20 protein-coding genes and 2 tRNA genes are annotated in these 19,673 nt (G+C 38.7%); 2 read left to right on the top strand and 20 right to left on the bottom strand.

The genetic code is table 11. The features are described from left to right. Window positions 1–359: 359 nt before the first annotated feature. Window positions 360–433: transfer RNA gene (locus ACWNMY_RS11455), tRNA-Met, on the top strand. 194 nt (window positions 434–627) lie between these two features. Next, window positions 628–699: transfer RNA gene (locus ACWNMY_RS11450), tRNA-Glu, on the top strand. Between the two features lie 130 nt (window positions 700–829). Here the strand turns inward: ACWNMY_RS11450 and ACWNMY_RS11445 are convergent. The 20 genes from ACWNMY_RS11445 to veg all read right to left on the bottom strand — a co-directional run bounded on the left by ACWNMY_RS11445 (window position 830) and on the right by veg (window position 19,510). Next, the gene (locus tag ACWNMY_RS11445; protein WP_449538341.1) at window positions 830–1,252 is read right to left on the bottom strand and encodes a S1 domain-containing RNA-binding protein; all 423 of its coding nucleotides are present in this window, start codon (window positions 1,250–1,252) and stop codon (window positions 830–832) included. Between the two features lie 79 nt (window positions 1,253–1,331). Then, window positions 1,332–1,706: an FtsB family cell division protein gene (locus ACWNMY_RS11440; RefSeq protein WP_449538340.1), complete on the bottom strand. Its 375-nt coding sequence runs from the start codon at window positions 1,704–1,706 to the stop codon at window positions 1,332–1,334. 15 nt (window positions 1,707–1,721) lie between these two features. Beyond that, window positions 1,722–2,357, bottom strand: a complete 636-nt coding sequence (yabQ, locus tag ACWNMY_RS11435) for a spore cortex biosynthesis protein YabQ (protein ID WP_449538339.1) — start codon at window positions 2,355–2,357, stop codon at window positions 1,722–1,724. Next, window positions 2,354–2,659, bottom strand: a complete 306-nt coding sequence (gene yabP, locus ACWNMY_RS11430) for a sporulation protein YabP (RefSeq protein ID WP_449538338.1) — start codon at window positions 2,657–2,659, stop codon at window positions 2,354–2,356. Before yabP ends, yabQ begins: the two co-directional genes overlap by 4 nt. Window positions 2,660–2,824: 165 nt before the next feature. Then, window positions 2,825–3,091, bottom strand: coding sequence for an RNA-binding S4 domain-containing protein (locus ACWNMY_RS11425; protein ID WP_449538337.1), 267 nt, complete (start codon window positions 3,089–3,091; stop codon window positions 2,825–2,827). A 21-nt stretch (window positions 3,092–3,112) separates the two neighbouring features. Beyond that, entirely contained in the window at window positions 3,113–4,576 is a 1,464-nt protein-coding gene (gene yabN, locus ACWNMY_RS11420; protein WP_449538336.1) for a bifunctional methyltransferase/pyrophosphohydrolase YabN, read from the bottom strand. Further along, window positions 4,573–6,192: a putative polysaccharide biosynthesis protein gene (locus ACWNMY_RS11415; RefSeq protein ID WP_449538335.1), complete on the bottom strand. Its 1,620-nt coding sequence runs from the start codon at window positions 6,190–6,192 to the stop codon at window positions 4,573–4,575. The genes yabN and ACWNMY_RS11415 overlap by 4 nt, the downstream gene beginning before the upstream one ends. 282 nt (window positions 6,193–6,474) lie before the next feature. Further along, window positions 6,475–7,011, bottom strand: coding sequence for a stage V sporulation protein T (gene spoVT, locus ACWNMY_RS11410; protein ID WP_449538334.1), 537 nt, complete (start codon window positions 7,009–7,011; stop codon window positions 6,475–6,477). A gap of 408 nt (window positions 7,012–7,419) precedes the next feature. Then, a complete protein-coding gene (gene mfd / locus ACWNMY_RS11405) occupies window positions 7,420–10,956 on the bottom strand; it encodes a transcription-repair coupling factor (RefSeq protein WP_449538333.1) in 3,537 nt (1,178 codons plus the stop codon). 334 nt (window positions 10,957–11,290) lie between these two features. Continuing rightward, the gene (locus ACWNMY_RS11400; protein ID WP_449538332.1) at window positions 11,291–11,521 is read right to left on the bottom strand and encodes an anti-sigma-F factor Fin family protein; all 231 of its coding nucleotides are present in this window, start codon (window positions 11,519–11,521) and stop codon (window positions 11,291–11,293) included. 87 nt (window positions 11,522–11,608) lie between these two features. Then, window positions 11,609–12,172, bottom strand: a complete 564-nt coding sequence (gene pth / locus ACWNMY_RS11395) for an aminoacyl-tRNA hydrolase (protein ID WP_449538331.1) — start codon at window positions 12,170–12,172, stop codon at window positions 11,609–11,611. 196 nt (window positions 12,173–12,368) lie between these two features. Next, window positions 12,369–13,001 carry a 50S ribosomal protein L25/general stress protein Ctc gene (locus ACWNMY_RS11390; RefSeq protein ID WP_449538330.1) on the bottom strand — a complete coding sequence of 211 codons (633 nt, stop codon included), beginning with the start codon at window positions 12,999–13,001 and terminating at the stop codon, window positions 12,369–12,371. Window positions 13,002–13,200: 199 nt separating this feature from the next. Next, entirely contained in the window at window positions 13,201–14,154 is a 954-nt protein-coding gene (locus tag ACWNMY_RS11385) for a ribose-phosphate diphosphokinase (protein WP_449538329.1), read from the bottom strand. A 16-nt stretch (window positions 14,155–14,170) separates the two neighbouring features. Continuing rightward, complete coding sequence (glmU, locus tag ACWNMY_RS11380) at window positions 14,171–15,550, bottom strand: bifunctional UDP-N-acetylglucosamine diphosphorylase/glucosamine-1-phosphate N-acetyltransferase GlmU (RefSeq protein ID WP_449538328.1); 1,380 nt, start codon at window positions 15,548–15,550, stop codon at window positions 14,171–14,173. Window positions 15,551–15,927: 377 nt separating this feature from the next. Further along, window positions 15,928–16,218 carry a septation regulator SpoVG gene (spoVG, locus tag ACWNMY_RS11375; RefSeq protein WP_193470921.1) on the bottom strand — a complete coding sequence of 97 codons (291 nt, stop codon included), beginning with the start codon at window positions 16,216–16,218 and terminating at the stop codon, window positions 15,928–15,930. Window positions 16,219–16,436: 218 nt separating this feature from the next. After that, on the bottom strand, window positions 16,437–16,811 hold the full coding sequence (locus ACWNMY_RS11370) for a RidA family protein (protein ID WP_449538327.1): 375 nt from the start codon (window positions 16,809–16,811) through the stop codon (window positions 16,437–16,439). Continuing rightward, complete coding sequence (gene purR, locus ACWNMY_RS11365; RefSeq protein ID WP_449538326.1) at window positions 16,808–17,668, bottom strand: pur operon repressor; 861 nt, start codon at window positions 17,666–17,668, stop codon at window positions 16,808–16,810. The genes ACWNMY_RS11370 and purR overlap by 4 nt, the downstream gene beginning before the upstream one ends. A gap of 55 nt (window positions 17,669–17,723) precedes the next feature. Beyond that, a complete protein-coding gene (gene ispE, locus ACWNMY_RS11360) occupies window positions 17,724–18,593 on the bottom strand; it encodes a 4-(cytidine 5'-diphospho)-2-C-methyl-D-erythritol kinase (protein WP_449538325.1) in 870 nt (289 codons plus the stop codon). A gap of 181 nt (window positions 18,594–18,774) precedes the next feature. Beyond that, complete coding sequence (locus ACWNMY_RS11355; protein ID WP_449538324.1) at window positions 18,775–18,960, bottom strand: small, acid-soluble spore protein, alpha/beta type; 186 nt, start codon at window positions 18,958–18,960, stop codon at window positions 18,775–18,777. Between the two features lie 280 nt (window positions 18,961–19,240). Beyond that, a complete protein-coding gene (veg, locus tag ACWNMY_RS11350) occupies window positions 19,241–19,510 on the bottom strand; it encodes a biofilm formation stimulator Veg (protein WP_449538323.1) in 270 nt (89 codons plus the stop codon). Between the last annotated feature and the right edge of the window lie 163 nt (window positions 19,511–19,673).

The raw sequence follows: 19,673 nt of genomic DNA, 5'->3' as shown, positions 1-19,673 counted from the left end.
AGGAATTTTTGTATTATTATCCTCTATTACAAATTATATTGACGAACAGATAGACAGAAGGTATTATATTACTTGTGCTTATTAACTAGAGTACGAGGAATTGATATTCTAAACTTTCTCGAATTTTCTTGTAGAGGAAGGAACACAATTTCTAAGTTCAATGACTTATACTAAGTTCATTGCTCCTTTATCCTTTATGGCGGTGTAGCTCAGCTGGCTAGAGCGACGAGCAACGCTTCCATGAATCTTCCGCGAGTTGTTCCGACGCATGAATCATCCTCGAATTTTCTTGTAGAGGAAGGAACATAATTACTAAGTTCAATGACTTATACTAAGTTCATTGCTCCTTTATCCTTTATGGCGGTGTAGCTCAGCTGGCTAGAGCGTACGGTTCATACCCGTGAGGTCGGGGGTTCGATCCCCTCCGCCGCTATCAGAAATGCTGAAGCGACTTGATCAGAAATGAGAAAACTGGCCGACTAAGTTCGCCACGTCCTGTGGCAACGTCGGCACTAGCACATCCTGTGCGTCGAAGACTCCGACGAAGAAGCGTTCTTTGCTTCTTTCGGAGGAGTTGAAGTTTCTCGAGTTTCTAGTCGCTGAAGCTAGACATACCATATAAGTTTAGGCCCGTTGGTCAAGCGGTTAAGACACCGCCCTTTCACGGCGGTAACACGGGTTCGAATCCCGTACGGGTCATTAGAAATAGTTTCAACCAGCGAGAAGCTAGTGTGTATCACTAGCTTTTTTCTTTTGCCCAAAAAGGAGCACAAAAAAAAGCACCCTATAGGGTGCTTTATCATTTATATATGATAGCTACAGCAGCAGGTTATCCTCTTCTCGCTCCACGTCCACCACGTTTTGACTCGGTGTGACGCTTTAAGGAAGATAGACGATCTTCACTGTCCTTTAGAAAGCGATTCATCTTTTGTTCAAAGCTTTCTGGTTTGTTATTATGATTTTGGTCCTTTCTATTATTACGCGGACCATTGCTTCGTGGACGTTGTGGTTGTGGCGTTTCCTTGGCCTTTTTAATAGATAAACCAATTTTTCCGTCCTTCTCAACATTAATAACCTTGACCTCTACTTGGTCACCAACTTTTAAATGCTCATTAATGTCTTTAACATAATTGTCAGCAACCTCACTAATATGGACAAGACCTGTTGAGCCTTCTGGCAGCTCCACAAACGCACCGAAATTCGTAATACCCGTTACCTTACCTTGAACCTTGCTGCCTACTTCGATTGACATAAAAAAAATGCTCCTCCTTAAAATTGAACAAATCATTTAACTATATTATACATAATATAAAAATCAAGTGTCAATAAGGCTAAGACCCATCTCCAACTTTAAAGATGATTTCACCCTCTTTTGACAAGAAATAATCTCTTCGAATTATTTTTTCAATGTACTCATCATTATTCAGTTTTACGATTTCCTCTTCAAGAAGAACCTGTTCATCTTTTAGTGATGTTAGTTCTTTCTGTAATTGTTCTTTTTGTGAATGCTTTTCATCCATCGCCTTATGTTGAGAAACAACCATTGAAACAAGCACATAAGAAACGATGGCAACTAGCATTGCAAAAGCAAGTAATCTCCTGATTAAACCTTTTCGTTTTATCTGGTGAGCTTGCTCTTGCTCTTTATACTTTTCCATATAGGTTGATTGTAATTGTGTCACATTTTTCTTTCGAACTGCACTCATTATAGAGAATGCCTCCTATGATTTTCGTATCTTTTTCCACCATTTTATCAGTATAGGTTTGGTATTCTCTACTTTTTTCAAAAATCCTGCACATTTTCTAAAAATCTTTTCTACATATTTCGTAAATGCGGAAGGTAACATCCTCCAGATTAAGATCCCTGTCCACTTTATTGGGGCGAAACATACTTTGATGAGCATCCAGCAGATTTTAAGAAGTATGTTTCCAATAACCATCAATACATTTACTATTCCCAGTAATATCACAATAATAAGCTGATACAGCATTTTTATTGGTCGAACAATGAGCAATTCTCCAGTCCGCAATAAAAATTGATAGAAACGTATGATGGCTTGAATGATATGTTCTAATGCTCTTACATAGAATGATTTTAACAAGCTTTGATAAGCAGCGAACCCACATAGTATGGCAATAAATACATAAAAACGGAGTTCGCCCTCATTTACTAGCAATAGCGTGTAAAAGAATAAAAGGCCCTGTACAACCCAAAAAAGAACATCGTTAATAAACACTAAAAATTTGTTGCGTCTTGACCGTTGTAAAAAACGATGATATGTATCAAGAGAGGCTCCAAGCCATCCCCCCATACAAATCATAGCAAGTAATGTATAAAACTGTGTGGACAAGGTCATCTAAATAACTTGCTAAAGAATCCTTTAGCCTTCTCCGTCTGATGGTCGTCCAAATAACTAATGTCGTATACTCTTCCCTTGATTGACACAATACCTTTTTCAACATCCAGATTCTTCATTTGCAAGTTTTGACCACGTATTGCTAAGAATCCCATTACAGTTTCAAGTAAAAACTCCTCATTATCAAAGCTTTCAACATGTTTCACACCTGTTATATCAAGAAGTTTACGACTTCTCATGATCACATCATGCTCTTGCACGGTACCTTTATTGGATGAATTTCCATCATAGTATTGGTTCATCTTCTATCCCCCACATTCATACTTGAACAGTCTTCCAGAACCTTATTTAAAGCCAAACTCTTTTTAAGTGGCTCTTAAAGCTCTCTACAAACCATTCGATTCTTAGTAAAATGTATGAGTCAGTGTTGGAATTTAGAACAAGCCCTTACGTGAATGATGAATTATTCAAAATTCTGCTTCTACCTTTTCTTCCTTGATAAGAGTATAAAGCTTATTTGCATCTTCTTTTTTAGTAGTATCCTGCAAATCGTCAATTTTTACAGTTACAATTTTCTGACCAAACCGGATGGCTAATTCATCCCCCACCTTTACATTTGAGCTAGCCTTTCCTGCTATCCCATTAATAAGGATTCTACCTTGATCAGCCACCTCTTTTGCCAGTGTTCGTCTTTTTATTAAACGAGAAACCTTTAAGAACTTATCTAATCGCATCTCTTTCACCTCTATCTACTTTTATAAACCTTGCCTTTTTGCTTTCTCCCAAACCTCATCTAATTCTGTAAGTGTAAGTTCTTCCATCTGCATACCTTGTTTCTTTAGTTCACCTTCCATAAAACGAAATCGTCTAGCAAACTTCTGATTGGTCATCGTTATAGCTTCCTCAGGGTCAATTTGATAAAACCTTGCAATATTTGTTAGGGCAAATAGAATATCACCAAACTCTTGAATGGTCTCCATCTTTTCTTTTCCAAGTGCTACTGCCTCTTTGTATTCATTTACTTCTTCAAATACTTTTTCCCACATGGGTTCTACCGTTTCCCAATCAAATCCAACCTTCGCGGCCTTTTTTTGGTATTGAACAGCTTTCATAAGGCCTGGTAATCCTTTTGTTACACCATCTAAGATCGATACATCATCTTCACTATTACCTTTTTCCAATCTCTTAATCTGCTCCCAATTGGTGACAACCTCTTCAGCAGTATCTGCTGTTACAGTTCCAAAGACATGTGGATGTCTACGAATCATCTTCTCAGATATACCGCGAATAACATCCTGGATTGTAAACATTCCTTCCTCTTCACCAATTTGCGCGTGTAGAACAATTTGGAGGAGAACATCTCCTAGTTCCTCTGCCATATGTTCATCATCTTGATTGTCAATAGCCTCTAGCACTTCATAGGCTTCTTCTAACAAATACTTTTTTAAGGATTCATGGGTCTGCTTTTGATCCCACGGGCATCCTCCAGGTCCACGTAAAGCCGCAATAATACGTGTAAAGGTGCGGAAGTCATGGTAAAGAAGCTGCTCATCCTTTACTGGTGGGACATAGACACTTGTCAGGTTGTTCACTTCAATCCCTCGATCTAATTCATAGAGAGGGACTTTAACTATACGTTCGCTTCTACTTCCAGCTGCTGTTACAATATATACTTCATATTCATCTGGAAGCTGTTCCATTAAGGTTAACTTTACATTAGAGGCTATATATTGATCATATACCTGACAGATTATGATGTGCTGTGATAGCTGTAATTCATCTTTTTCAAGGGAAAGAGCATCTAAAAATTGAAAGCCTTCAATTGGATCAATTTTTAAAGATGCCAGTAGAGGGTCAATAAAGCTTTGACCACCTTCAATGTTCACCTGTAGATTATCCGCCTCATTGAGTAAAAGCTGCACCGTCTTCTCAGCAACCATTGGATGTCCTGGTACGGCAAATACGATATCCTTTGTGGTTGCTTCCTTTTTAAGAATCCCGACAATTTCTTCATATACGGATTCAAACTGATCATGTTTTTCATAGATTTCATCAAAGGATTGATAGGCAATACCTTCGTCCTCTAATTCTTTAATAACCGGATGCTCCTTTGTGCGAAGAAACAAATGTTCAGTTGATGTAAGTCTTCGATAGATACCAAGTGGAAGCTGTGACAAGTCACCTGCACCTAGTCCTACAACAGTGATGGTGTGTTTCATGATTTCCTTCCCCCTTTAAGTAACCTGATTAGAGAATTCCCTTTTGTCCCCATTGGGATAACAGAGAGTTCATCCTCAGAAAACACGCGTCCTCGTATGATAAAAAATAAATATGTTAAACCTCCAAGTAAAACCGATGATAGTGCTTCAACGCTTGCAAGTAAACGATTAGCATTCGGAAAGACAAAGTGCAACGCAAACGTATAACAAAGAATAACGACTATCATTGCGATTGCAGCGAACATAATCGGGTACATAAATCCCCAGTTTCGTAGGGTACCTGGTAGCTTCCGTTTTACAATTGAGATATGTAACACCGTTATAACTCCAAAGGCAACGAATGTTGAAATAGCCGCTCCAAACGTTTTATAATCTGGGATTAATAAAACGTTTAATACCCATTTTAATAGCATTCCAGCTAAAACTACAAGAGCCGGTAGGAAGGAATGTCCTAATCCTTGTAAAATAGCTGTAATGGTCTGCGAGAGGGTAGTAAAAAAAATAGAAAAACCAATGATGATTAACACATTTGTCCCCATATCATTTCGAAAGAGCATAATATTTGTAGGCTGTAGAACACATGCAAGCCCGACAGCTGCCCCGAGACCAACCACAACACTTAAACGGAACGTTAACTCGACCTTCTTTGAAATAAATGGGATGTCATTTCTAGCTTTTGCACTTGCGATTAAGGGAACAAGGGATAAAGCTAAAGATGTTGCAACAATTGTCCCGAGTTGAAGTAACGGTTGTCCTCGATCATAAATTCCCTTTGCTTGTTTAGCTGTCAGTTCATCCATTCCTCCTGATACTAACATCGAATATACAGTGAAAGAATCGACCAGCTGAAAAAGGATAAGCAAGAGAGCACTAATACAAATGGTCATTCCTTGCGTTAAAAGGATTTTTATAATTTCTGTTGTCTTTATGGTAGCCCTTCTGAACAAAAATTCCTTATAGGGCTTTCTCCCTTTTAGTAAAAAGAACATCAGAATGGAGATTGCTGCAAATCCGCCTGTAACTGAGCCAAAGATAGCCCCAGCACCAGCCTCATACGCACCATACCCTACATCCAACAGAATGAATGATGCAACTAAGATCGTGACAACTCTAATAAATTGCTCCGTTACCTGAGAAACAGCAGTTGGTACCATATTTTTATGCCCTTGGAAAAAACCACGGAATACAGAGATAAAAGGTAATAATAGAAACGAAAAGGCGATGACACGTATAAGGTTAGCAAGTTCTTTGTCACCCATCCAGCCTGCAACTATACTAGCGCCCCAATATAAAAAGCTAAAGATGGTTACTCCCATGACGAGTAGCGTAAGTAAAGTTGTATACACAATTTTCCCAACTGAGGCATAATCATTCTGTTCCAATTTTTCAGCTAACATCTTTGAGATAATAACCGGAAATCCATACGTAGAAAACACTAGAACAATTCCATAAATCGGATAAGCCTGTTGATATATGTAAAATCCGACATCCCCTGCTATATTTTGATAGGGGATTCGGTAGCCGGCACTTAGTATTTTTGTAATAAGTCCTGCAAGGGTAAGCACAAATGCGCCTTCCCATATTCGTTTTGAACGTTCTTCGGATTGGACGTTCATCGCCCATCTCCTTCCCTAAAATAAATACACCTTGGCGTATTCGCGCCCAGATTTTTTAGGCCTACACAAGGTGGGGCACAAAGACGTTGCCACAGGATGTGGCGTTCTAGTCTTTATCAAAAGTTTCCAGCCCTACTGAAAACTTTAAATTTCCAGTGTATTATAACACACTTCCTCCTCGGATGATGAAGAATGAAGTGAGACTCTTATTATTACCAAAGGAAACCCTTTAACAGAAGAAAAAGGCAGCTAAATAGCTGCCTTTTTCTTGACCATCTTGTTTTATTGCTCCATTTGTCGAGCTAGGAATCCAGCGGCCGTTTCAACTGCCTTTTGTTCTACTTCGCCAAGTGTTTTTTCTTTTGATAAAATGACAACCGCTCCGATTGGATCCCCATTTGCAATAATCGGGCCAATCGTGTAGGATGAGATAGTTTCCTCATTGCCTTCTACAATTGATGCCTGACGCTCTTCTGTTTCTAAGATAGAAGTTCTATCTTCCATTGATTTTTCTATCATTTCACTAATGTTCTTGTTTAAGTATTCTTTTTTAGACCCTCCTGCAACCGCTATAAATTGATCACGGTCACAAATTAGAATCTGGTGTCCTAAGCTATCAAAAAGTGCCTCCGCATATTCCTTCGCAAAATCGCTTAATTCACTTATAGGAGAATATTTCTTTAAGATTACTTCCCCATCTCGGTCAACAAAAATTTCTAATGGGTCTCCCTCTCTAATGCGTAGTGTTCTGCGTATTTCTTTAGGGATTACTACTCGACCTAAATCATCAATTCGACGAACAATTCCAGTTGCCTTCATTCTTATGATGCCTCACTTTCATCTGATGATTAAAGAATAGTGGTGATTGATGGGAGTGTTCAAAAAGTCCGGTAAAAATGACACATCGAATTTCTTCGTTGGCTTGCTTTTCCGTTCCTCACGTATTAACTGCATACGCTCCGGTACTCAAAGCTGCGCCGCCTCGAACTTCTTGGTCCTTTTCACCCTCCTTTTGAACATCCACTTGATGTACAATTTGACTGGATTTGAATAAATCACCATTTGTTGTTGAGTTTAGTATCTTACACCAACAAAGTTCTATTCACGATGAAAGTGTTTTTTCTAGGGAGGAAAAAATAACCATACTTCAGAACTATAGGCCCATCATTCTTTAGTTCTATTCATCGGAGTTTTCACTCAGCAAAAGGCAGGAGAACCCACTATGATTTAAACAACACTTGCATTTTCTTTTTTTACATCTTGTAGGCCCTTCACCATATCGTGAATGATAGCCAGCCATTTATTCGCTTCCATTCCCTTAGTCTGAACTACAATTTTTAATTTGCTACCTTCCATCCCTAGGCTTATCATCCGACCAAATGAATTACCTAATTTAAAGATCTTTTGTCCATCAATCTGGCTGCTAGCCTCTTCGGATAGAAGAATGGTGACACCTTGTTTAGATTGCTTTATAGAAATAACGTCTTCTGCTAATGCATGCACCTTTATTTTTGAGATATGGAATAGGTACTCCACTTCTTCTGGATATTCTCCAAAACGATCAACCATTTCCTCTTGAAGTTCATTAACATCTTCCATTGTTGATATTCCTCTAAAACGCTTATACATATCTATTTTTTGACGACCATCTGAAATATACGAGTCAGGAATATACGCATCAACTTCAACATCAATTTCGACATTTGTCTTTTTGACTGCACTTACATCTCCTCTACGTTCCTCAATAGCCTCTTTCAACATTTGCGAATAAAGGTCAAATCCAACTGAGTCAATGAATCCGTGCTGTTGTGCCCCAAGAATATTTCCTGCACCTCTAATAGACAAATCGCGCATTGCAATTTTAAATCCTGAGCCAAGCTCTGTAAATTCCTTAATCGCCTGTAGTCTTTTCTCTGCGACCTCATTAAGCACCTTATCCTTACGGTAGGTGAAATACGCATATGCTACTCGATTTGAACGGCCCACACGCCCTCTTAGTTGATAAAGTTGCGAAAGACCCATACGGTCAGCATCTTGAACAATCAATGTATTTACATTAGGAATGTCAACGCCCGTTTCAATAATGGTAGTTGTAACAAGAACATCATATTGGCCGTCAAGGAAATTTAGTATGACCGCTTCAAGCTCATTTTCTGACATTCTTCCATGTGCAAAGGCAATTCTAGCATCTGGAACCAGCATGGAAATCTCTTCTGCTTTCCTCTCAATATCTTCAACACGATTATATAAAAAGTATACTTGCCCGTCCCTTGCCATCTCACGTTCAATTGCTTCTCTTATCAGTTCACCATTATATTCAACTACATATGTTTGAACAGGGAACCGATTTTCAGGTGGTGTTTCAATAACTGACAAGTCCCGAACGCCTAGCATGGACATGTGCAATGTTCTTGGAATTGGTGTCGCTGTGAGAGTTAGAACATCAATATTTGCTTTTAGCTTTTTAATTTTTTCCTTATGTGTAACCCCAAAACGCTGTTCTTCATCGATAATTAAAAGTCCTAGATCCTTATATGCGATTTCTTTTGATAGCAAACGATGTGTTCCAACGACGATATCAACCGTTCCTGCATTTAGTCCTTTAATCACTTCAGTTTGCTGTTTCTTAGAGCGGAAACGACTAAGCAGACCAATTGAGATCGGGAAGTCCTGGAATCTCTCGCGAATCGTTTCATAGTGCTGTTGAGCTAGTATGGTAGTTGGTACTAAAAATGCAACCTGTTTTCCATCCATGATTGCTTTGAACGCAGCACGAATGGCCACCTCTGTTTTTCCATACCCAACATCACCGCAAAGCAGACGATCCATGGGGCGTTCACGTTCCATATCTTTTTTGATTTCATGAATAGATCTTAATTGGTCATCTGTCTCTTGGTAAGCAAACATTGCCTCAAATTCTCTTTGCATTTCTCCATCTGGAGAAAAGGCATAACCCTTGCTTGCCTCACGTTCCGCATATAACTTAATGAGGTCATCTGCAATATCTTGAACGGATGACTCTACTTTTTTCTTAACCTTCTTCCAGTCACTTCCACCCAGTTTGTAGATTTTTGGTTCTTTCCCCTCAGATCCCACAAACTTTTGTACTAACTCGATTTGGTCGACCGGAACATAAAGCTTGTCATCTCCCTGGTAGCGAATATGCAAATAATCTTTATGAATACCATTGATTTCAAGGGTTTCAATTCCTAGGTATTTTCCAATCCCATGATTTACATGTACAACGTGATCTCCAACTTGTAATTCAGAGTAGCTTTTAATACGCTCAGCATTGGAAAGCTTTTGCTTTCGTTTTGTTTTTTGCATTTTCTTCTTAAAAAGCTCTTCCTCTGTAATGACGGCAATTCGTTGTAGAGGCAATTCGAATCCGTCTTGTAAATCACCAAGTACGATTTGTGGTTTTCCTAGTGAAATCTCACTATCGCTTATACTCGTCATTGCATTAACATCATAATCCGCAAGAACCTGTTGAAGTTTTTTCACCCGCTCCTCATTTGATCCTAGAAAGATTACAGAGTAGTTTCCTTTTTGCCATCTCTCAAGTTCTGCCTTTAGTACATGCATTTGCCCATGAAAATTTTGCATTTGTTTACAAGACATATTTAAGATGTTTTGTGGGCTTGTATATGGCACATGTCGTAAGAAAAGCGAAAGATAAATCATCGGGTTATTTGCATTTTGAAGAAGCTTTGCAAATTGATGTGATAGGGTAAGCCCGTGGATAATCTCCCCTTGTGCTAGGAGGCTTGTAACCCAATCAGCTTCCTCTTTGTCCAGACTATCTGCCATTTCCTGAATCCTACTAATTTCATCTAATAGAATTAGCCCGTTTTCAGGAACATAGTCTAGTAAACTAGCAGGCTGATCATAAATAAGTGACAAGTATTTAAACATTTGCTGAAGCACTTGACCATTTTTTAGTTGCTCTACTTCATATGAAATATTCTCCAGTAGTAGTTCCTTCGTTTTTTCATCCTTAATCTTTTTTAAGCTTTTGGCAAGACCAGCCTCGATTGCACTTGATCCTTTAGACAGTTGTTCAGGTGTTGTTAATATCTCCGTTGCAGGACCAATTGATATCGTGTTGATCTTTCCGTGAGAGCGTTGATCCTCTAATGTAAACGTTCGAATGGAATCTATCTCTGTATCAAAAAGCTCAATACGTACCGGATATTCCTCTGTTAACGGATAGATATCAAGAATTCCACCCCTTACACTATATTCGCCCGGTGCTGATACCATTGATACTCGTTCATACCCCATCAAGACTAATTTTTCTAATGTTTTATCTACCTCAATATCGTCACCAACTGCAAAGATAAGCTGACTATCACCCCATAATTGCTTAGGTGGAAGAAGCCTTTTTAATCCTGCTATCGGTGCAACAATAACTCCTTTTGATTGATGACTCCAATAATTAAGCGCTTCAATTCTTTGTGCCTTAAGTTCAGGACTGGCAATACCTATTTCGGAAGCTATTAATTCATTTACTGGGTAAAGAAACACTTCATCTTCCTGTAAAAGGCCATTTAAGTCCTCATAGATTTTCTGTGCTTGGTACAAATTATGAGTAACGACTAATATCGGTCTGTTTGTCTGTCTATATAGAGCTGCTGCAACCACAGTACGAGCTGACCCTGATAAACCAGCTATTAACTGTTCGCGCAGTCCCCCATCTATTCCATTAATGATTGATTTTAACTCGTCATTGTTTCCAACGTAGTGTTGTAATCCCTGTAGCAACTAAAAACCCCCCTCTCGAGTTGTTCTAACCCTTTGTTTGTAATTATTATATGAATACCTGTAAAAGATAGTTTATGAAGTATTTCACTATTTTCATAAGATCTCTTAATTATTTAAATTCCCGTTTTACATAAATAGAAAAATGCTTTGGTTTATAGGCCAAAGCTTTTCCTCTTATTGTGCTTGTTCAAAAAGGAGGATGAAAAGAACCAAGAAGTTCAAGGCGGCGAAGCTGTGAGTACCGGAACGTATGTAATTAATACGTGAGGAACGGAAAAGCAAGCCAACGCAGAAATTCGAAGTGTTATTTTCACCGGACTTTTTGAACATCCTCTTATTGGATAAATGACTCATATTGATGTAACTCAGGATTCCGCTGTAGCGCTTCCTGACAATCTTCACATATGGTCTTTACCTGGATATCACCATTTGATTCGTATGAAATCATCTCTTGTCGCTCTTGATCAGTTAATTGATGAAACCCTAGACTTTCACTATGTAGAGATAGGTTATCAATGCTACCAACCTTAACACCGCAATGTCGGCAATGGTAGTGTAGTGACATAAAAACCCTCCTCGCGAGTTTACATACCGTAGATTACATCTCTAGTATAAACAGCGATGGGAATCTTTATTCACAGCTTAGTATTGATTATTTTGAATTGAACTCATTCATCACCTGTAAAAATGGTGTTGTTACCCATTGTTCAGCCGCGTCTGCTGATCGTTGGATTGCCTCTTTGATACCTAGCGATTCTTCCTCTTGGAAACGCCCAAGTACATAATCGGTAATTTTCATTCCGTTTTTCGGGCGGTCTATTCCGATTCGAATTCGTTTAAATTCTTGAGTGCCGATGTGTTGGATTATGGATTTCATCCCATTATGTCCACCAGCACTTCCTTTCTCCCTAAGCCTTATTCTACCAACAGGAAGATCAAGTTCATCATATACAACAAGTATATCATCTACTACAATATCATAATAATCCATGATGGGCCTGATACTTTCTCCCGATAAGTTCATATATGTAAGAGGTTTTAAAAGTAGAACCTTTTCCCCACGAACCAAACCTTGACCAAACACTCCATTAAATTTTGCTTTATCTAATGATATTTGTAATCTTATTGAAAGCTCATCGATCACTTTAAAACCTACATTATGTCTTGTATCTTCATACTGCCTACCTGGATTTCCCAACCCTACGATTAACTTCATGTTTTACAATCCCTCACTTATTCTATCAATAAACGACTCGCTCAGCCTATAAACACAAAACAATATGTAGATAGGAGGAGTCCTCTTACCTACATACATTGAATTGGCTTATTACCTCTAGTATGGCTAGGCACCGGAGCAGGCTAGGACAAAAGGACGTAACCAAACTGGTTACGTCCAACCTATTTTACTACGTTTACTCTTTTGCCTCATTTGTTTCTCTGCCTTCTAGGTTTTCAGGCTCACCTGGTTCTTGCTCTTCACCAGTACTAATCTCTTCTTCCTGTCTAGGAGGAAGAACAGATGCGACTACCTGTGAAGTATCTTGGTTTATTGTGTATTTACCTTGAGTATTAATATCTTCAAGCGTAATAACCTGCCCAACTTCAAGCTGTGAAACATCAACATCAATTGTCTGCGGAATATCTGATGGAAGGGCAGTTATTGATATCAGATGGATTGACTGTTGAAGTACCCCACCATCCTTAACACCAATAGCCTCCCCTACCAAATTGATATTTACATCCACAGTAACTTCAGTTGACATATTTACGATATGGAAATCAGCATGGATAATTTCACTTTTAATTGGATCTGTTTGCACTTCCTGTAACATGACAGAGTGTTGTTCATTATCGAGTGCCAGTTTGATAATCCCATTACGACCAGTTACTCGAATTGTTTTTAGGAAATCCGCACTACTGACGTAAATAGGCTTACTTAATTCAGGTCCATTTAGTACCGCTGGAATATTTCCGGCTTGTCTAATTTTTCGTATAGTTGATTGTTTATCTTTTACTCGATCTGTCGCTTCTAAAACTGCAGACATTTTTATACACCATCCTTGGAATAGTTAGTCTCATACTACTAAATTTCCCCTAAAAATGGCTGTCTAAACCTGCTTTTTAAAAAGAATGGCTAATGTCTGGCTTAAGTACAAAGCTTCTCGCCGTGCTGACGTCCGCCTTACAACAGGACGTGGAGGCCTCTAGTGGACCTTTCACTTTTAAGAAACTGTCGTTTATCTTTTAATCAAAGAGTGTACTAACAGATTGTTGTTCATGAACGCGAATAATAGCTTCTCCAATAAGTGGAGCTACAGAAAGTTCCTTGATCTTATCGATCTTTTTCTCTTCTGGTAAAAGAATAGTATTGGTTACAACTAGTTCTTTAATTTTCGAATTCTGAATTCTTTCAATCGCTGGACCTGAGAGTACAGGATGGGTACAACAAGCATATACCTCAGCTGCACCATTTTCCATAAGAGCATTCGCTGCTAATGTAATCGTGCCAGCCGTATCAATGATATCATCAATCAAAATAGCTGTTTTCCCCTCAATGTTCCCCACTATATTCATAACCTCCGCCACATTCGGACGAGGGCGACGTTTGTCAATAATAGCGATAGGAGCCTTAAGACGATCTGCCATTTTCCGTGTACGAGTCACTCCCCCATGATCAGGAGAAACAATGACAATATCCTCTAGATTCTTGTTTTTAAAGTACTCAGATAAAATCGGTACTCCCATTAAATGGTCAATTAAGATATCAAAGAAGCCCTGAATTTGTGGTGCATGAAGGTCTAAAGTGATAAGACGGTCTGCCCCCGCTGTTTCGAGTAGGTTAGCAATTAGCTTGGCTGTAATTGGTTCACGAGCACGTGCCTTACGATCCTGTCGTGCATATCCATAGTATGGCATAACAATATTAATTGTTTTTGCGGAGGCACGTCTAAGAGCATCAATCATAATCAATACTTCCATGATATGCTCATTAACAGGAGCACTCGTTGATTGAATCACATATACGTCGCATCCACGGATACTCTCTTCAATGTTAATTTGAATTTCTCCATCGCTAAAGCGTGTTACAGAGCACTTACCAAGCTCGACACCAACAGACTTTGCTATTTCCTCAGCCAAAGGTGCATTCGCGTTTAACGAAAAGACCTTTAAACTTTTATCACGGTATTGATTAGACATTATCTATTGACCTCCATTAGGAATTATTCTTTTGATTAAGTCGTTCTACATAATTTTCTTTATTCACTTGTCGGGCTCTTGCAATTGAAAGAGCATTAGTGGGAACCTCATTTGTAATTGTAGAGCCTGCAGCCACATATGCCCCTTTTCCTACTGTAACTGGTGCAACAAGATTGGAATTACAACCAATAAATGCACCATCTTCAATTTTTGTAAGGAATTTATTTTTTCCGTCATAGTTCACTGTAATAGAGCCACACCCGATATTTACATCTGAACCAACTTCTGCATCGCCGATATAACTTAGATGCGATGCTTTACTACCTTTTCCAAACGAAGCTTTCTTCAATTCTACGAAGTTGCCTATTTTCACTTCATCACTTATTTCGGTTGCAGGTCGAATATGAGCGAACGGACCTACCGCTACATCGTTACCAATATTACTATCATGCGCAACTGAGTGTCGAATTACAGTTCTTTCCCCAATTTTGCAGTTTTTGATTTCTGTATGGGGGCCAATTTCACAGTCCGCACCAATTTCCACTTCTCCCATTAGGACAGTCCCTGGGTGTAGTACTGTATCAGGTCCAATCTTTGCATCTGGCGAAATATACGTGTTTTCAGGATCAATAATTGTAACCCCATTCACCATATGTTGCCTATTGATTCTCTGCTTCATTAGTTTTTCTGCTTGTGATAAAGCAACCCGGTCATTAACCCCAAGTGTTTCCTCAAAAGAAGTTGTTTGGAACGCAGATACAATCTCACCTTTATTTTTTAGAATCTCGATCACATCTGGAAGGTAGTATTCCCCCTGTACATTATCATTTGAAACAAGCGAGAGAGTTTCAAATAATGCTTCATTATCGAAACAATATGTACCTGTATTAATTTCAGTAATAGAACGTTCTTCTTCTGTTGCATCCTTATGTTCAACAATGCGTTCCACATGTCCTTGGCTATTACGAACAATTCTTCCATATCCAGTTGGCTCATCTGCTACAGCTGTAAGAATTGTTGCTTTAGCCCCTACACCTTCATGCTGGGCAATCAATGCTTCCATTGTTTCTGCAGTGATAAGTGGAGTATCACCACAAACGACTAGGGTTACTCCTTTTTCATTTGCTAATTGGGAAGTTGTCTGCATGACAGCATGTGCAGTTCCTAACTGCTCTTCCTGAAGGGCATATTCACTTTTATCTCCAATTTGCGATTTAACTTTTTCCGCACCATGACCAACAACAGTAACAAGCTTTTGCAGAGAGAGTGTTGAAAGTTGATCCACTACATGCTGAACCATTGGTTTTCCGCATACAGGATGTAAAACTTTATAGAGTTTAGATTTCATACGAGTTCCTTGTCCTGCAGCTAAAATTACGCCATATCGATTTGTCATTTCCAAGCCTCCAAATCAGATTCACCTTGATGGACTACTTTCAATTTTGTTTAGAAAGACCCTGCCACTGCGAATAGCATTCGATGTCTTACACTTTTTATCAAAAACCGAAAGTTATCCTAAGGCTTTACCTTTATTCAGTTGGATTCGAGCCCAACCGGATTATATAGTATTCCTAGCATACATCCCAATTCTTATGGATCGGGTACTTATGCTGAATAAATTTAACCTTATTATCCATTTTGAATATATCTTAAAAAAAGACCATTTTCAAGGAAACTAACAAAACTATTCCATCGGGGACTTATATTTTGGGGAAGTTGAGGCATGAAAAAAGAGCCTATTATACAAGTAGGCCCTTTGATTTATACATTTATTTATGATGCTCCCGCTTCTTCAAACTCAACCTCTAGCTCACCTAAACGGTGATACTCAGCTAGTACTGCGTCTTGGATTTTTCCACGAGTACCTGAGTTAATTGGATGAGCGATGTCACGAAACTCACCATCTGGTGTGCGTTTACTTGGCATTGCAACAAACAAACCATTATTACCATCGATTACACGGATATCATGAACAACAAATTCATGGTCTAGCGTAATTGATGCAATCGCTCTCATTCTACCTTCAGTACTAACGCGGCGTAATCTTACGTCTGTCACTTCCATTCTGTTCACCACCTTTAAAGTAATAAAAACTTAGTAGTTATTCAATTCAACGAAAAATCGCAATCTCCTGCTAAATATTAAATAATTTTTTAAAAAGATTCATACTTTTTTGTGAACAGGTGAAATACTCTTGAAATCTTAGTACTTTTTATAACGATAATAAGAATAAGACCCCACTACGAATAGCTGAGGTCCTACATCCTAAATAATCATACCTATTATTTTACGAGCGCAATTACCTCAATCTCAACTAATACATCCTTAGGCAGTCTTGCAACTTCTACCGTTGATCGAGCAGGTTTGTGTTCAGCAAAGAACTCACCGTACACTTCATTTAACTCTGCAAAGTCATCCATATTTTTAATGAATACAGTTGCTTTCACAACGGTTTGCAATGATGCTCCAGCTGCTGATAAAACAGCTTGCAAGTTTTTAAATACTTGAGTTGTTTGTTCTTTAATACCGCCACCGATTAAATCACCATTAGGTGTTAAAGGAATTTGACCAGAACTGAAAAACATATTATTTACAACGATACCTTGCGAATATGGTCCAATTGCTTGTGGTGCAAGATTTGTCTGTACCTCTTTCATTCTTCTTCCCCCATCTCATCCTCGATTTCGACTTCACGCAAATGTGATAAATAATTACCAACAGCAACCTTAATTTGTTTTTCTTTCACATCAACTTCTGTAAGCTTAACTAAGGATATGTATTCATCTACAAGGCGCTCTTCGACTCCTTCAGATTCAACGAGGACCCCAATTCCCTTTACATTGGCATTGAACTCTTCTAGAATACTCACCATACCATTTACAGTACCGCCAGCTTTCATAAAATCATCAATGATTAGGACATTAGATCCTTCCTTTAGGCTTCTCTTTGCCAAGACCATCGTTTGTATCCGTTTAGTTGAACCTGATACATAATTGATACTAACAGTTGAACCTTCTGTAACCCGATTACCATGGCGCACGATTACTACTGGGACATCTAGATAAGAAGCAACAGCATACGCTAATGGTATACCCTTCGTCGCAACTGTCATGACAACATCTATTTCATGGTTCGAATAGATAGAAGCAAATATCTTCCCTATCTTGTTCACAATTCTTGGATCCCCAAGAATATCAGTTAAATATAAATATCCTCCCGGTAGAAGCCGGTCTGGATTCGCAATTACCTTGCAAAGCTCCCTGACAACCTCGCTTGCATCCTCTTCCTTAACCATTGGAATAAATTTCACTCCGCCGGCAGCGCCTGCCACAGTAACTAAGGATCCAATTCCCTGTTGCTCAAATGTTTGTTTAATTATAGCTAAATCTTCACTTATAGATGATTTAGCGGAATCATATTTTTCAGCAAAATAAGAAAGAGATACGAGGTGCTGTGGGTGTAAAAGCAAGTGATTCGTCATATCAACAAGTCTACTACTCCGTCTAAATTTCATAGCACGCCTCCAAAAACCGAATGTTTTACAGTTAATATAACACTAATATACGTATTTATTCAACTGTATTCCGCTCACCAAGTAATCGTACTGCATAAACCTGGTCACAAAAACCCCGTAATCCATTATATATTCGTTGCATTCTTGATTCTCTTTGAACGAGTCCAAAAACGGTAGGTCCACTTCCACTCATTAAAACGGCATCTGCACCGAAACGCTTCATTTGATCCTTTATATGAGCTACCTCAGGGTGTAGTTTTAACGTTACATCCTCTAGAACATTGCCGACACGACTACAGATTCCTTCAAAATCCTTATTCCCTATAGCATCAATCATCCCATCGACATCCGGATGAGTAATCTGATCAATAGATAAGTTTCGATATACATCTGCTGTTGACACGCCAATGGTTGGTTTCGCTAGTATGATCCAGCAATGAGGCGGAGCCGGCAGTTCCGTTATGATTTCTCCTCTACCAGTAGCAAGAGCGGTACCGCCATATACACAAAAGGATACATCTGACCCTATTTCTGCACCGAGAGAAGCCAATTCATCCAAACTAAGCCCTAATTCCCAAAATTTGTTTAGCCCCCTTAAGGTCGCTGCTGCATCACTGCTACCTCCAGCTAGACCGGCTGCTACGGGGATTGATTTTGTAATTGAGATGACGACGCCTCTTTTTACACCGTACCTTTTCTTGAGTAAACTTGCAGCTTGATAAGCTAAATTACGGCTGTCATCTGGTACAAAACGATTATGAGAGATAACCTTTATTTCATCCCCCGCATAGTCAAATAACTCAAGCCTGTCCGACAAATCAATGGTCGTCATGATCATCCGTACCTCATGATAGCCATCCTGGCGTTTATGTAACACATCGAGGGCCAGGTTAATTTTTGCCGGGGCCTTAACTAATAATTTCATGAAAACACCTGCTTTAAACGTAAATTCAATATTGACATTGTACCACAAACCTGGAAGTGTAAAACAGTATAGGGTAAAAGTCCTTGGTGTTTTTTGCATTGCCCCTTATTTGTGTTCCAGATGCTTGTCTATATAAAGAAAGCCGAAGCAAATATGCTTCGGCGTCGTAGTAAAGAAACAGTTACTGATTTTCTCTTCTATTGGCAAGTTGTTGTTGTCCCATTTGAATAGCACGCTTTACCATATTTCCTGCATCACGTGATCGAATGGCACCCCAACCCTCGTTTTTAACGGTATCGTAAAACCCTAGTTCTTTTGCTAGCTCTTCTTTAAATGCGTCAGACATGATACCTCTACGTCTTCCCAATAACCACAACCCCTTTCCATCTACGACAATCTTAGTATTTGAATAAGAAAGGTTCATTATAGTAACAAATTTTGGGCCTACTCGATGTGGGTCACAAAGACGTAGCCACAGGATATGCTTTTCCTTGTTATATCATATACAACAACCGGGAGTTTAACTTCAACCATTGTTTACAATCCATAAGGAAATTATACTTTTTTATTTTAAAAAACTACAACTGAAAATGTATAACAAAACCACACGTTTTTAGGCAAAATAAAAAAGCAGCAAACAAAGTTGTCTACTGCCCACTTATCGCTACTTTCCCAGTTGTTTCATCAAAGAAGGTTAATTGAACGGTTTCGGTAAGAATATCAGCATAGCTGTATGAAACTCGCTCAAAGGAATTTTCATCCTGGTCTAATTCAATCACAAATACAGAAGGATATGTTTCTGCTAACACTCCTGAACGTTCAATTGTCTTTCTACGACCACCATTAGCTTTTAATGTGAGCCGCTTACCTAGATTTGTATCTAGGGACCTTTTAATATCAAGCAAAGTTTTTCCCATTTCACTCCACCTCACTATTTTAAGTATACCAAAAAAACAATAAAACGTCAAATAAAACTAAAATTATAACAATGATACAAAATACTTGTCAACGTATTTTTTCCTACAAATTTCTCACTGCACAACAAATAGTATGTTCTAAATTTTGGCTAATATGTATATA

Source organism: Ferdinandcohnia sp. Marseille-Q9671, assembly GCF_976954385.1.
This window is presented reverse-complemented; position numbering and strand designations above follow the sequence as displayed.